Below are 14,842 nucleotides of genomic sequence, written 5' to 3'. Positions count from 1 at the left end.
GAAGTTTTATTCGTCTTACGAAATCCTTATGGATTACTTACGAGGCTCAAATACATATTTGAATGTAGCTTGGGTCTGGAACAGCTTGCCATACTTCACCTTAACTGTAGCAACAAAAGTTACCGGCTTAATCAAGTTCACTGGAGTTGTTCCAGGCTTGTAAGTTACAGTCAGCTTAGCAGGCTTGGCTAAAACTCCTACGCCCGAGGAAGCAGTGAGCTCATAACTGATAAGCCCCTTGGTAATCATATCCTGAGCTGCAGCTATCAGGTCTTCAGACATTGTTGCATCTGGAGCAAATGCAATGTCAACATTTGCTTCGAGGTAAGCAAATCCGGCCTTCCTTCCAAAGAGATACTTCGCTCTATCCCCGTTTACAATCTCTCCATTCTCATAGATAGGAGCATTGTTATTCTCAACATCAAGCACATCGAAGTTGATTACCGCATTCACATTTTCAGCTGCATTCAAAGCAGGAGAGAAAGAAGTCTGAGCATCTTGCAGCTTAGCCGGAGCACGCATCACCACATCAAACGCCATTAACAAGAACTCATTTTGGCAGTCCTTTTCTCTGGCGATGAGCTGCATCGGGATTGTGACACCCTCATCGGTGATAACATCGGGAATGCTTACAAAGAAGTCTGCTCCTCCGGGAGTATTAAGGACAGTAGCTCCAGGATACAGCTCCCCGAACTTCTTGCCAGAAGGCATCACTTTATCCATATCGATCTTGAAGTCGATATTAGCCTCAAAGCCTTTGTCTTGCAATTTCTTCATGAGAGCCAGGATAAAGTTGGTCTTGAAGCCCTGTGTTACACGGGCTTTACCAACAGCTCCTACTCCAGGCTCCTCTTGCACGGTAGCGATCTGGATATCGTCTGTTGCATGCACCTCGCCGGTCAAGGGGTTGGTGTTTGTCCAATAGGTAACAACCTTCTGGTTCAAAGCTTCAGCGATTCCTGCATTTATAGCAGCCTCGGGCTTCACCACATTTACAGTCACTTCGAAAGAAACACACTCAGGCACAATGGGGAACCAGCCAGCATCTGTCGGCAAGGCATCAACATCTACCGTCTCCGGGCTATGTTTATAAACGATCTTGAATGTCTTAGCACCCTCTGTGAGACAACCTTTCTTCGTCACTCTCACAACAGGATTAGCTTGATTATCCTCTCCCTCTTCGATAACAAAGTTTTCAGGATCTCCTTGAACAAACTCAGCAGACAAATCGTAGTTAGCAGCCAAAATAGCCTCTACAATGCCATAATTGTACTTATTACTTCCATAGGTACCAGCAAGGGCTTCCAACAAACCTTTCTTCAGAGATTCGGCTGAGATAGTGAATGAGTCATCGTGATGTCCGTTCAATACAAAGCTGTACTGCTCTTTCCATGTCTCTTCAATGCATGCCACTTTCTCTTCTGCAGTAACACCGATGCGAACAAATCCAAGAGCAACAATCACGCCATTGTCATCCACAGCACGCACCTGAATAGCCTGAGAGCAATTAACGGCCAAGTTGGGGCGCACCTTATCAGTACCCGGAGTTACAACACCCTCTGCACTGACAGACATCACATCATAACGAGCAGCATTCTCTCCATCAATCTTGATGAGACGCATATTATTGTCACCTTGGCTCATCAAGTAATACTCAAACTTCAGGCCATGCTTAGCCATGAATTCCGAAGCATCTTTCCATTCTGTATAACCAGATTCAGACTCAGGTTTTTCTTTCATGCGAAGAGAAAGAAGTTCGGCAAGATTCAACTCTCCCTTGTAATCTACACTCAAATCAAGAACCTCATTATCTTGGAAAATGAAAGGCAATGCTTGAACCCCAGCAGCTGCCCCCTTATTCAAGCCAATGGCAAACTGGCATTCAGTAATGTCATTGTAGACAGTAGCCCAATCTGAGAGTACTTGCTTGTTACCAAACTTTTCAGCATTGGTTGTCGTCACCTTCAGGCGAGCCAAAGTGGTAAGCTCCAAGTCCGTGTCAGCATCGACAGACCCTCCGAGAGCTTCGGGAGCAATGCCATTTACAGTAATCTTGAGTTGTCCTTCTTTAGAGAAGTCTACACCCTTAACCTCAAGCATTCTCTCAGTTGCATCCACGAGAGCACGAGTATGAATCACCTCTTTATTTGCCTTCACTTCGAAAGACAGATTGGCAGCTTCCTTGATATACTTCGCTGCATTGAAGCCTGTCGGGTTGAGATCGTAGATCAGTTCATACTCATCTTGTGTCTGACGGATGTATTTACCCTCATCAACAAAGTTCTCACCATTGTCGGCAATAGAAGGAGTTCCACCAACATTGATTGGCTTAATAAGCTGATAACCGAAGTTCATCGCTTGATATCCACGGTAGTTGAAGTCAGAGCGAAAGAATACACCCTTCAGATCGGAAGACTCCATGGGCAACACGAAGGTGTGGCTGGGAGCCCCACCGGGTTGAGTGATTGTAATAACCACGAACCCAGCTTCATTTTCTTCAATCATCACCTTACCAGGAGTAGCAGGCTTACCGGAATCCTTACCATCGATCCACCAGTTGCCATTTTCGCCAACCTCTACAGTAACATAATCGGCACGCACATCTGTACACTTGCGTTCTTTGATTACCTTACCTTCGGCATCTCCATAAATAATAGTCCACCAATAGGTGTGCTCTGTATCCTCAGAGCCCATATTGGCAGCCTCATTGTAAGCTCCCTTACCTTTAATCAGAACAACAGAGCTGCCATAGGTACCTTGGTCGCCTTTATCGCCCTTGTCACCTTTATCACCCTTGTCGCCTTTATCACCCTTGTCGCCTTTATCGCCCTTGTCACCTTTATCACCCTTGTCGCCACGAGCTTTCACATCCAGACAAGTATAGGTCTCTTCCAAAGCTTCACCGGTACCTCTGGTATAAGAGATCATCCACCAGTAATCAACCTCGGTGTCTTCACTACCCATTTTGGTTTCCTTATTGTAGGTACCCTTACCCTTGATAATGGCTGGTCTAGAACCGGGCAAGCCATCCTTGCCATCCTTGCCATCAGCAGGAGCCTTGATATCGGTCTTATTTCCATCAATCCAGAAATAACCGTCCTTAATTTCCAAGGTACTGGGTTTCTGAGTCAATGTCACATCCATAGTGCTTCCGTCCATAAAGGTAATGACGAGCTTCATGCCCTCAGCCTTAATAGAGGAAACGATCTTACCGCTCTTCATGATCTCATTAACGGCACCCTGCAGAGAGGTGATTGCTTTGGAGTTCTCATCAACCCGTTGTTTCAGGTCGTTGATATCTCCATCGTAATCTTTGCTACAGCTGGGAGCTGAGACCAACAAACCGGTCATAAGTGCAGCCGCACCCAGTACCGAAAGAAAACTTTTCTTCATTTCGTTTTTGTTGATTAATTAACGTATTGGTTTTTTATCTCAAATATTTCACTAATGCAAACCCCTACCACCAGCACTCTTCAAAAGAGGGAATACCCAAACAACCCCCACACGACCCCTTGGGTCAAGCCGGGAAGCCACAGCCCCCTCCTAAGCATCTCTCGAAGACTACGCACCCCGACACCCACTCAAGGGTTACAAAGACAATATGCCGGCATATAAAGATATGCAGAGCAAACTTACGATTTTTCCCCGAAACAAACAAATAGGAAGAAAATAGTGACAACGCAAATAACAGAGTTACAAAGAGAAAAGCATAGAAAATAAAGAGAAAGGATTTCCCTCTGGCCATTTATCTGCCTCAAAAAGCCTGCCAGCAATGCCTTAGTCTCCCCACGACTCCAAGCTTTTCAGGAAAAAGCCCTCTTCTGAATAGTTTCAATAAAAAAAGCAAGAGACCATCTCGGCAAAAAGCCAAGACAGCCTCTCAAACAGTTGTCCTGGAAGGATTCGAACCCTCAATTACAGAGCCAGAATCTGACGTGTTACCATTACACCACAGGACAAAAAAAGACAATGGGTCTTCGCCCACCGACAACAAAGACAAGCAAAAGCCCAAAACAAATGCAAGATCTCCGTTTACTCCGGCAAAGGTATAGCTTTTTGCCAAACAGACAAGACTAAGGGCATAGAAACTTGCACTTCTGTGAAAACAAAATTTCAAAACTCATTCCGCCAATACGGAGAGCCTCCCCTCATACAAGCAACAAAAAAAAATTCTTCTATTAAGATTGTGGCACAAGAGTCTGTGCAACGATCTCTCTATTCGTACACTTGTAGAGGAAAGCCCTCCGGATAAGACAGGTCTAAAAAACAGATCAAGACTTACTTCGGTAGTGATAATCAATCCCCAAAAGAGCAGCCACAAAAGTGCTCAGCTCTCCATAAGCCAGCAATACACTCCCATCTATGGCTCCACAAGGAGGCAGAAGCATTCCCCAAAAGAGAAGCAGCAACCCTCCCACTGCAAGACAAGAGGCCAAAATCAACTGAGAGGAAGGAGATAAACGTTTCATATACGACTATAAGCCTGACGAGCATCGAAGCAAGGACAGTTCTTCATCCATTCGTCCGGACCAATCCGTCCATCTCCATTGCGATCCACAGTCAAATCTCTGTGCCCCAGCACTATCGCCAAAGGACAGTATTGCCGCACAATCCGTATCAATCGCAGCAGGGAAACTCTCTGCTCCGGGGTGCGAGTGTCGGCCGGCTTCCCATGCTCGTCCAAGCCTCCCTCATAGCAAATGCCGATACTGCAATGATTGTAGCCCAAGACATGTGCTCCCATTTTGTCTAACGGACGAGTCAAATGGATATGCCCATCACGAGTCACATAGTAGTGATAACCGATCCCAACAAAGCCTCGGCCAACATGATCTCTCAACAAATCCTCTACCGAATAAGATCTATTCTCTCTGGTAGCCGAACAGTGGATAACAATATACTCCACTTCCGACAGACTAAAATTTCGTTTGCTCATAATAAACAACTCATCTCATAAATAATATGTAGTGTATTCAAAAAAAGACTTAATCTGCGAAGAAGGCCTTACTCCATAATTCATCAGAGAAAAGCTCTCTTTTTTTGACAGAAAAGAGACTCCCGGACGAGGAGAAAGAATATCCTGACACAGAAGCCTCTCTTTCAATCAAGCAAAAAAACTACGTATGATCTTCAAGCCCTACGTCAGGCTCCCAGACCTCCTCCATTATCTCCCGGCTCGGAAGGAGCAGAGCCCCCGTTGGGAGCTGCGGGTTTCGTCGGAGTATCCACTCGCATAAACTTGACATCACGCAACTCCGAGCGAATCAGCTGACCAGGACTGAAAACAATGCCCGGTTTCCGGATCATACGAGTAAGAAACTCTCCATCGGCTTTGGGAGCCTGCGCCCTCACGGTCAGGCGCAATCGTCCCAAATCACCAAGTGAAACAAGGCGTCCATCGATCAAATCACGAGCAACGAGTCTGGACATCGTATCCAGCACAGACTTCACATCCCCTTCGCTAAGCGCAGAAATCTGTCCGATGAGCCGGCTCAAACGATCGAGATCAGAGCTACCACTGTAAACCGTTTGGGCAATTTGTCTCTTTTCTTTTTGCCCCTTCACCAATACATCTCGTGTCACAAGTCTAAACTTCAAAGGCATAATAAAATCCTCCTTGATTAAAGTGTTATTGAATAAAGAAATAAAACATTCGAGGCCTACCCTTCTCCTCGACTTTCATTTGACTCGATACTGTTGCATAATGTGGCTCCCACAACAGTCTCTTAGCAGGTAGAAATCGGGGACAACAAATACAGACAACCCCCTACTGAAAAGGACTCTCACACCCTCCCGGGACATATACTTAATAGATATAGGTGAAGAATCCGGTAAAAATCCGGCCACATTTGAGACCATCCATAGCCGGCATAATGGCCTTTCTTGTGAGAAGTCTCTGTCTTGCTCCGACACTGCAAAGATATACATGGAAGCTACAGCAGCGTAGGTAGATAGTGTCGTAAAGGAGGAGCTAAAGGCAGGAAATATCTTTTCGAGTCGGATACAATAGCCAAACAAGAGGTTCCACTCTCAGTGTATGCCTGCATAAGAATAGGAAGAGGTCGCACAATGGCTTCATGAGAGAAACTTCATTTCTGCCAAAATCACGATCAAATCCGTCTATGTGCCGATTGTGCCGAAGATCGTTGCAGTTTCTGCACATAGCATCGGTAATCTTCTCTCTGTCTTTGCTGATCGGCAAGCTGCAAAGTCCCCAGACGAGCAATATGAGCCGTGACACCCAGCCCGACAAGGACTAGCAACAAGCGCACCCACAGCAAAGGCACCAAATAAATAGAGAGGGAGAGGGAAGCCCACAACACCACCCATATACGCCACTTGGCCCTACGAGTGATCGAATGCCCAATCCTAAACGAATAGAGTTTGAAACCAAAGTGAGGATGGCACATTAACCAGACATACAAGCGGCGCGAACTGCGACAGAAACAATAGGCTGCCAAAAGCATAAAAGGGGTTGTAGGCAAAACAGGCAAGAATAAACCAAGCAAACCGAGCAAAACAGATAGACAGCCGGCTACAACCAAAAGAGAGCGGACAAGCACTGAGAAGAAGAAAATATAAGACAGCTCTATATAATAATATACTCAAAGGGGACTATCGCATAATGCGCTATCCATCACGCCATTATTGAGACCACTATCACAAGTGTGATGGAGTCTTCATCGAGATACACGACGGATACATCCCGACAAACCCAAAGAGGGTGCGCCATAAATCCGATATGACGCACCCTCCTTCATTATTATTATCTCTCCAAGAGAAGTCTCCCCGAAGAAAAACCTCAGTCTGGGGAGAACAATCTCCGATTAATTAATTCTAAACTCTCAGAAACGTACACCGACAGAGAAGTGCACAGTGGCATTGTGGCTGGCACGGTATTCGGGCCGATGTTTCGCCCAATAGGGGATTTCTACATGGTTAGTTGTATTGAGGAAGCCATACTCTGCTCCTACTTCGAGGAAACAATGTTTGGCAAAGTCCATACCGAAGTTCACGTTGATACCGGCGTCGAGTCTATTCATTGGAGTCAAATCGGACCGTTCTTCGCCATCCTTATCTACACCATTCATCTCCTCAAAAAGATCCAAATCTACCTCATTACCCTTTTTGCCATCGAAATAGACAGCTCCGCTTCTGCCCTTGGCTTTACCCGCAAAAGCATAAGCCACGTAGGGACCGGCATTCACATAGAAATTGAGATTCTCAGTACCACCCATATTCAAGTTGAGCAACAGAGGCAACTCTGCATACATAGGGCGAACATTTACTTTGCCCACAGTAACAGGGATTGCTTCGCCCTTGGTTTGGAAGAGCAGAGTCGGTCTGAAAGAGAGCACATCCTGAATAGGGATATCAAGAGCCACACCGGCACGCAAGCCGAGCAGCAAATCTCCGTCTGCGAACTGTGTCATCTTGGAACCATTAGCTCCGACTTGAGCACGAAAACCGAGCTTGCGTTCGGTCTGCGCATTCAGCGCAAAGGACATTGTCAGCATTGCAGCTGCCAACAGCATAAAAGTCTTTTTCATCGCTTGTACTATCGTTAGTAATTAAATTGATACTCTACAATCTCTACTCGTGCATAATGAAGAAAAGAGGAGATGTCTCGAACCGCAAACACCGGCATTGTCGGCATCCAATCTCAGCCCACTGCACGACCTACGACTTCGCACTATGCATAGTGCACAATCGTAAGGCAAATATAGAATAATAATCCGGTGAAACACAATTTGAGACTATTGCATAAATACAGCATTCTCTGTGTTATCATCGACATTCAGATCCGACCATGCACTTAAAGCACAGGCCATTCATCCTCATTTTCAACAACTTGAGATTATTACAATTCTACAAAGTCCGGTCAAAGAGGCCACCAAACAGCCTCTTTGGGAGGCTGTATCGTGGTCTCGTTTCATGCAAAAATGCGAATAAGACGGATTAAAATGTTTCCACAAGATTTCTCTTAAAATCAATGTGTGTATGTAGTTGGAGCGAAGGGGGGGGAAGAAAAATCTCTTAGTTGTTTTTGGGCTTGCGAATCTTGTGAGGCATCTCGAAAGGGATCACCATAGACAACTCGGCAAATCCTGCATAGGCTCCATTTTCGTCATACCAGGGGATTTGGTAGATCAGCTTCTTCACATCGCCTTTTTCTATGGTGTAGGCATTCTTGGTCTGCTCTCGCATCATCTTCTCCAGCATCGAACGAGCCGGCTCGGGGTGGCAATCCAACACATTGCTACCGACAAGCTCTTGCCCCGGCTTTAGATTGACACGTCTGGACTGCTCATTCATCTCTAGAATAATACCATCCTTGTCACAAATCGTAATCGCAAGATCCGCCTTATCGAAATAATCCATGTATGCAATCGTTTATTGGTTGATAAATCTTAGTACATCAGTGTATCCGCCCAGTTTTTCAGATAACGCTCACCTCGGTGAGTGATAATACTCTCGGGGTGGAACTGCAGCCCCCACATAGGCAAGTCTCTATGTCGGAGTGCCATGAGAGAGCCATCCTCACTACTCATCGCCAAAGGTTCAAGGCAGTTGGGCAAATGCTCATGATCTACCACCCAGCTGTGATAACGCCCCACCACACTCCCCTCAGGCACTCCCTGCAGAGCCGCCCGGTGGCAGAGGATGTCAAGCGAAGAAGCCATGCCGTGGCTCGGCAAAGACAAGTGTAACAGGCGGCCTCCACAATACTCGGCAATAGCTTGGTGCCCCAGACATATCCCCAGAAGAGGGACAGGCTCGGGAGAGCGAACACACCTATTGATCAAGCGCATCAGAGACGGTAATTCCGAAGGCAGGCCCGGACCCGGAGATAGCAATACCCCGGCAACGGCACTCAGGTCTTGTCTCTCAGCTTCATCTATGGAACAAACTCGCAGCGAATGCTCAACATATCGTCGCCAAAGCTCCACTATATTGTAGACAAAAGAGTCGTGATTGTCTATAAACAGGACTTCTCGCATTGCAGCCCAAAGGTATTACTTTTGCTCTCAAATCATACGAATTGCCTATGTCATTGCAATCTATATCGGCCGACTCGGCTTTTCGGGAGATGGACAAAGCCGCCAGTCAAGCAACCCCTTTTCTTGTGGTGCTGGACTATGAGCTGCAACATGCCTACTTCGTTGCACACCCCCTCTCTCAATCCGAGATACGATTCTCCATCCAAGGGCATGGTAATGCCACCCAAATCTACTCTTTGCAGGGGAAATATACTTTTGAGCCCTACCCCGAAGGCATAGATCGCTACAGCAAACGATTCGAGGAAATACAGCGAGCTCTATACCGGGGAGACAGTTTTTTGGCCAACCTCACCATTGCAACACCCCTGAATATGTCTCTTTCATTAGGGCAGGTCTACGACCATGTGACAGCCACCTACAAGCTCCATATCCCAGGCAGACTGGTATGTTTCTCTCCGGAGCCTTTCGTGCATATCTCCTCCGACGGCATCATCTCCTCCTGCCCCATGAAAGGGACCATTGATGCTCTCTTGCCGAATGCCGAACAGACATTACGCTCCGACCCGAAAGAGCTGGCCGAGCATTACACTATTGTAGACTTAATACGTAATGATCTGAGTCGCGTGTCCCGGCAAGTGGAAGTCAAGCGTTTTGCCTACACAGAGCGGATAGAGACCAACCATGGGCCTATCCTGCAGATGAGTTCGGAAATCAACGGAAAGCTCCCCGAAGAGCTGCAGCTCTGTCCCGGCTCAGTGCTGAGACAGCTGCTCCCTGCCGGATCAATCTGTGGGGCACCCAAAGATGCCACCATGACAGCAATAGCCAGAGCAGAAGAGACAACTCGAGGCTTCTACTCGGGCATTTTCGGCTATTTCGATGGACAATCTTTCTCTTCCGCTGTAATGATTCGCTACATCGAACAACAGGACAAGACCTTACCCGAAGAAGAGGCTGCAAGAAGCTCCTCACCAACCAATCCGGCCTACCTTTTTCGTTCTGGTGGAGGGATCACGATCCACAGCGAGCCGGAGCGAGAGTATGCCGAAACGCAGCAAAAAGTTTATCTCCCATTCTGATGCGTCTCCTACTCGAAACAATCCGTCTGGACAACGGACAGGCCTTGTCTATCAATTTCCACCTTGAGCGCATGCTCCGCAGCATCGCTCCACATCCGCTACCTCCACTCCCAAACATAGAATCACTATGCCCACCTCAGCTACGCCACGGGCGTGCCAAATGCCGCCTTATCTACACGGCCCAAGCTGTGGAAGAGATCCAATTTTCGAGCTATTCGCCCAAGACGATACGCTCCCTGCGAATAGTAGAAGCTCCTGCCGGGCTAAACTACAGAAACAAATGGGCAGACCGCAGCTCCCTTGAGGCCCTGAAAGACGGATGTGCCGAAGACGAAGACATACTACTCTGCCACAACGGGCTGATCAGTGATGTTTCTTATGCCAATATTCTCCTTTCTACAAAAAAAGATCCGGCAAACTTCTGCTACACACCCCGGCTTCCTCTGCTTGTGGGCACACATCTGACTCGCCTGAATGGGCAATTGCAAACCCGGGACATTTCTGTGGACGATCTGCTCCGCAACTATCACTCCCTGACACTTCTGAACGCAATGCTCGACATCGGAGAGGTACAAATCCAGATCGATAGAATCCATTAGGAAATGAAAGAGGAACTGTCTCCCTCAATATCTGTACAAAAAATCAAAGCAGAAGCCATCCGCCTCGGGTTCTCCTGTGTGGGGATCGCTCGTGCCGAAGCCGTACCGGAAGAAGTTGCCCGATCCTACAAAGAAGCGGTAGCAGAAGGCAAATGTGGCTGTATGACCTATCTCGACCGCAATCATCCACTACGCGAAGACCCCACACAACTACTCCCCGGCACACAATCTATCATCTGTGTGGCCCTGAACTACTACCCAGCCCTCAGACAATCTCCCGAAGCTCCGCAGTTGGCCTACTATGCCTATGGGAAAGACTATCATAAGGTGGTCAAAAAGCAGCTTGACAAGCTGTTGTGCTTTATCCGTACTGAGATAGATCCGCAAGTACAGGGGCGATCTTTCGCCGACTCAGCCCCAATACTGGAGCGATACTGGGCTGTACAGGCCGGACTTGGCTGGCGAGGCAGAAGTGGGCTGATCGTTATACCGAAGCGGGGTACATTCTTTGTCTTGGGAGAACTGCTTGTCTCCACCTGGCTCCCGGCGGATCGCCCTTTGGCCTTTGGCTGTGGCCGTTGCCGTCGGTGTATAGAGGCATGCCCCACGGGGGCTCTGTATGATGGAGGCTTCGACCCTCTGCGTTGCCTGAGCTACCTAACCATAGAGCAATCCGACCCTCTACCCGAGAGGGAAGCAGCTCTCTTGGGCAACCGGCTCTATGGCTGCGATACCTGCCAACAGGTCTGCCCACACAACCGCTTTGCTTCCCCCACCACTGTCGAAGCCTTTGCTCCCAAACCCGAGCTGTTCGACCTCAGCTACGACAGTCTGAAGAACTTTGATCAGGAAACCTACACTCGGCTATTCTCCGGATCAGCAGTCAAACGAGCCGGCTACGAAGGGCTTAAACGCAATGCAAACGCCCTCCTTCGGAAAGAAAAAGAGGGCGACCATATAGAGAATGACAGAAAAGACGAGAAAGGATAACTATATCATCGGAGGAGTGACAGCCTGCATCAAAGCCGAAAAACGACAATGGAAGATCTGCTGCAGCCTGCGCTTGACTTCTTCTATATCCGGCGAATAACCCAGCTCACGTGCCATAGATGTCACCCCTTTGTCGGTAAACCCACAAGGGTTGATCAGAGAGAAATAAGAGAGGTCCGTATTCACATTGAGAGCAAAACCATGCATCACCACATAGCGGCTGCTACGCACCCCTATCGCACATATCTTGCGCATCTTCGATGGCTCTGCCACATCTATCCAGACACCTGTGGCTCCGGGCACTGGAGCTGCCTTGATACCATAGCCTTGCAGCAGCTCTATGATACAGCTCTCCAGCAGAGAAATATAACGCTTGATACCCAGCCCAAACATCTCTAAATCAAAGACCGGATAACCGGTGATCTGCCCCGGCCCATGGTAGGTGATATCCCCACCACGATCTACTGTATGCACACGGATATGCCTATTGCTAAGTTGCAGACTGTCGGCCAACAGATTGGCCTTATCGCCATGTCGGCCAATCGTGAGGACCGGCTCATGCTCGCAAAACATCAGCACCGAATGTGTAGGCCTATTCATCGCCTTAGCTTTGAGCAAAGCATCGAAAAGAGAACGTTGCACATCAAGAGCTTCATCATAAGGCATTTCGCCACAATCGGCGTAGCGATAGGGAGACTTGGGCAAGCTCTCCTCCAATCCATCGTAAGAAGCAACCACCCCTTCCGGCAAGAAATGGCTCATCTCCGCCATCAGAGGAGCATGGTGCGACAAGTGCGTGATATAGGCTTTGGGGTGCCCAACTCTGGCTATCAGATCTATCGCTTCGTCTATTGTCTGGTGAGACAAATGCGGCTTGTGACGAAGACCATTCAGCAGCAACAAACTAAGCCCTTGCAACGACTTGAGAGAAACAGGAGAAATCGTTTTGAGATCGGTGACAAAAGCAAAATCGCCCAACCGATAGGCCAATATCGGCAGACCGGCATGCATGACCCGAATAGGCAAAATCTCCATATCGGCAGCTTCAAAAGGGATTCCGGGATGAATCGGATAGAGGTCCAACTGTGGTGAACCGGGATAGGGATTCTTTCGGAAATAGTAATGCAAACGATGACGAATAGCTGCCAGCACACGTTCTTCAGCATAGATAGGCAGGGGTTTATCCCAAGAAATGGTACGCAGATCGTCCAGCCCTCCGATATGGTCGTAATGCTCATGTGTGAGAACAATGGCATCCAGGCGATCCAGCCCCACTCTCAAAGCCTGCTGTCTGAAATCGGGACTACAATCAATAAGGATCCGCTTGCCGCTATCAGTGATATAGAGGACAGATGTCCGCAATCTCTTATCCGCAGGATCGGTACTACTGCATACAGCGCAATGGCACCCCACCTCAGGAACTCCAGTGCTAGTACCCGAGCCTAATACGATAATCCGTGGCATATCCTACTCAACAGACATAGTTTACTTCGGGCTGCAAATCAACTCCGTACTTCTCCTTGACAACCTGCTGTACATGCGAAGCCAGTTCGCCTATCTGAGTACCCGTACCTCCGCCGTAGTTACACAAGACAAGAGCTTGCCTGTCCCAAACTCCAACGGCACCATTGCGGTAGCCACGCAAACCTGCATGATCGATAAGCCAAGCAGCCGAGACTTTGGCTCGTCCGTCAGATAGAGGGTAATATGTCACATCGGGGGCTATCTGCAAAAGCCGGATCAGTTGTGTATTCTCCAATATAGGATTCATAAAGAAGCTCCCGGCACTCCCTACCTTTCCGACTTCGGGCAACTTATTATTCCGGATCTCTATCACTGCTTCGCGCAGCTGCGCAGCTGTAGGAAGAGCCTTTCCCTTAAAATATCCAGCCAGATCGGCATAAGCGAGATTGGGCCTATAGTCCGTACTCAGGCGAAGACAAACCCGGTAGATTACCCACTTTTGCATATCCGGCTCTTTGAATACGCTGTACCGATAAGCGTAGCACAGCTCAGAGACGGCAAAACGTCTCTGCTCTCCGGTAGACAAATCGAAAGCATCGACCCACTCTACCAGCGAAGACAGCTCCACTCCATAGGCTCCTATATTCTGCCGAGCAGCTGCTCCTACCGTACCGGGGATAAGGGAGAGATTCTCGGTTCCATAAAATCCCTGCTGTACACAGTGAGCTACCAAAGAATCCCAACTCACACCTCCATCGACCTCCAGATATATATCCACTCCCTGCCCGGGGCGAGCCGGAGAGATCTCTTTCATACCCGAAACGAGTACTATGCCATGGAAATTGGCGAGGAAGAGCATATTGCTCCCCTCGCCAATTATCAACGTCTTACTCTCGGCTACGAACTCGTCCCTCTGTAGCAGCTTCAGGTCCTCAAGGCTGTCGTAACGCAGCAAGTAGGAACACTGGGCATCTATATCAAAGGTGTTGAGAGGGCGTAGCGATTGATTTTGCAAAATTTCCATTTAGTTGGTCTTCTCCAGCAACCAAGCATCTTGGAAATTGGGTGCATAGCGAGCCTTGATGGCATCGCGGCTGGCAGCAGCATCCTGACGTGAGTGGAAACTGCTGACGATAACACGCAGCATCCCTTGCTCATTCTGAGCCAGCACAGCCTCATAACCATCGGCCTGCATACGCTCTTTCAGACTACGAGCGTTGGCATGATTCTGAAAACTCCCTACCACCACGCTATAACGCTTCAGGCTGTTGGCGTTCTCCCCCTCCAATACGGAGAGATTCTCCTGGCGTACCAATACCTGACGATCAATAGGCTTGGATACCTCGGTCATTGTTGCTGTAGAGCTTCCCTCTTTGGATACGATTTCGCGCTGTTTTGCAGCCTCATAAGCTTGCCGATAAGCACTCTGTTTAGGCTTGCAGGAAGTAAAGGCAGAGACCATAGCCAAGGTCGCTGCTATCAACACAATTTTCTTCATGAGTTCTGACATTTGGCGATTATACATAACTAACTGTAGCAAAGGTAACAATTGGTTGCTAACACACAAAGTATTCGGAGGGCTTTTGGAGAGAGCCTCTTGAGAACCATTACAGCATACAGGAGATGGCTCCGAGAATCCATGGGACAGCGATTGACTTGCTCGTATCTCGAATAGCTATGGCCTCAAAAGAAAACCATTGCACAAAGC

The 14,842-nt window shown here is 48.1% G+C and carries 14 protein-coding genes, 1 tRNA gene and 1 pseudogene; 3 read left to right on the top strand and 13 right to left on the bottom strand.

Going from position 1 to position 14,842, the window contains the following annotated elements:
• Positions 1 to 33: 33 nt before the first annotated feature.
• The 9 genes from B5D48_RS01505 to B5D48_RS01465 all read right to left on the bottom strand — a co-directional run bounded on the left by B5D48_RS01505 (position 34) and on the right by B5D48_RS01465 (position 9,002).
• Positions 34 to 3,393, bottom strand: coding sequence for a hypothetical protein (locus B5D48_RS01505; RefSeq protein WP_023937935.1), 3,360 nt, complete (start codon positions 3,391 to 3,393; stop codon positions 34 to 36).
• A 495-nt stretch (positions 3,394 to 3,888) separates the two neighbouring features.
• Positions 3,889 to 3,959, bottom strand: a tRNA-Gln gene (locus B5D48_RS01500).
• Between the two features lie 312 nt (positions 3,960 to 4,271).
• Positions 4,272 to 4,469: a hypothetical protein gene (locus tag B5D48_RS01495; RefSeq protein WP_023937931.1), complete on the bottom strand. Its 198-nt coding sequence runs from the start codon at positions 4,467 to 4,469 to the stop codon at positions 4,272 to 4,274.
• On the bottom strand, positions 4,466 to 4,936 hold the full coding sequence (locus B5D48_RS01490; RefSeq protein WP_023937930.1) for an N-acetylmuramoyl-L-alanine amidase: 471 nt from the start codon (positions 4,934 to 4,936) through the stop codon (positions 4,466 to 4,468). The genes B5D48_RS01495 and B5D48_RS01490 overlap by 4 nt, the downstream gene beginning before the upstream one ends.
• Before the next feature lie 206 nt (positions 4,937 to 5,142).
• A complete protein-coding gene (locus tag B5D48_RS01485; RefSeq protein ID WP_023937928.1) occupies positions 5,143 to 5,604 on the bottom strand; it encodes an HU family DNA-binding protein in 462 nt (153 codons plus the stop codon).
• Between the two features lie 506 nt (positions 5,605 to 6,110).
• Positions 6,111 to 6,563 (bottom strand): YbaN family protein, encoded by a 453-nt coding sequence (locus B5D48_RS01480; RefSeq protein ID WP_023937925.1) that lies wholly within the window; start codon positions 6,561 to 6,563, stop codon positions 6,111 to 6,113.
• A 282-nt stretch (positions 6,564 to 6,845) separates the two neighbouring features.
• Positions 6,846 to 7,550: a porin family protein gene (locus B5D48_RS01475; RefSeq protein ID WP_023937923.1), complete on the bottom strand. Its 705-nt coding sequence runs from the start codon at positions 7,548 to 7,550 to the stop codon at positions 6,846 to 6,848.
• Between the two features lie 487 nt (positions 7,551 to 8,037).
• The gene (locus B5D48_RS01470) at positions 8,038 to 8,382 is read right to left on the bottom strand and encodes a PAS domain-containing protein (RefSeq protein WP_023937921.1); all 345 of its coding nucleotides are present in this window, start codon (positions 8,380 to 8,382) and stop codon (positions 8,038 to 8,040) included.
• A 29-nt stretch (positions 8,383 to 8,411) separates the two neighbouring features.
• Positions 8,412 to 9,002: an anthranilate synthase component II gene (locus B5D48_RS01465; protein WP_023937920.1), complete on the bottom strand. Its 591-nt coding sequence runs from the start codon at positions 9,000 to 9,002 to the stop codon at positions 8,412 to 8,414.
• 47 nt (positions 9,003 to 9,049) lie between these two features.
• On the opposite strand from B5D48_RS01465, the gene B5D48_RS01460 reads away from it, so the two are divergent.
• The 3 genes from B5D48_RS01460 to queG are packed head-to-tail and all read left to right on the top strand — an operon-like array spanning position 9,050 to position 11,670.
• Entirely contained in the window at positions 9,050 to 10,081 is a 1,032-nt protein-coding gene (locus B5D48_RS01460) for an aminodeoxychorismate synthase component I (protein WP_078801652.1), read from the top strand.
• Positions 10,081 to 10,680 carry an aminotransferase class IV gene (locus B5D48_RS01455; protein WP_023937918.1) on the top strand — a complete coding sequence of 200 codons (600 nt, stop codon included), beginning with the start codon at positions 10,081 to 10,083 and terminating at the stop codon, positions 10,678 to 10,680. Before B5D48_RS01460 ends, B5D48_RS01455 begins: the two co-directional genes overlap by 1 nt.
• A 3-nt stretch (positions 10,681 to 10,683) precedes the next feature.
• The gene (queG, locus tag B5D48_RS01450) at positions 10,684 to 11,670 is read left to right on the top strand and encodes a tRNA epoxyqueuosine(34) reductase QueG (protein WP_023937916.1); all 987 of its coding nucleotides are present in this window, start codon (positions 10,684 to 10,686) and stop codon (positions 11,668 to 11,670) included.
• On the opposite strand, the gene lipB is transcribed toward queG, so the two are convergent.
• The 4 genes and pseudogenes from lipB to B5D48_RS01435 form a co-directional block, all read right to left on the bottom strand.
• The gene (gene lipB, locus B5D48_RS09330) at positions 11,671 to 12,375 is read right to left on the bottom strand and encodes a lipoyl(octanoyl) transferase LipB (RefSeq protein WP_394364782.1); all 705 of its coding nucleotides are present in this window, start codon (positions 12,373 to 12,375) and stop codon (positions 11,671 to 11,673) included.
• A gap of 99 nt (positions 12,376 to 12,474) precedes the next feature.
• Positions 12,475 to 13,134 (bottom strand): annotated as a pseudogene (locus B5D48_RS09325) (MBL fold metallo-hydrolase); the annotation flags it as partial.
• Between the two features lie 7 nt (positions 13,135 to 13,141).
• Complete coding sequence (gene murB / locus B5D48_RS01440; RefSeq protein WP_023937914.1) at positions 13,142 to 14,158, bottom strand: UDP-N-acetylmuramate dehydrogenase; 1,017 nt, start codon at positions 14,156 to 14,158, stop codon at positions 13,142 to 13,144.
• A complete protein-coding gene (locus B5D48_RS01435) occupies positions 14,159 to 14,632 on the bottom strand; it encodes an SPOR domain-containing protein (RefSeq protein WP_036888181.1) in 474 nt (157 codons plus the stop codon).
• Between the last annotated feature and the right edge of the window lie 210 nt (positions 14,633 to 14,842).

The sequence above is a fragment of the Porphyromonas crevioricanis genome (genome assembly GCF_900167225.1).
GTDB lineage: Bacteria > Bacteroidota > Bacteroidia > Bacteroidales > Porphyromonadaceae > Porphyromonas > Porphyromonas crevioricanis.
This window is presented reverse-complemented; position numbering and strand designations above follow the sequence as displayed.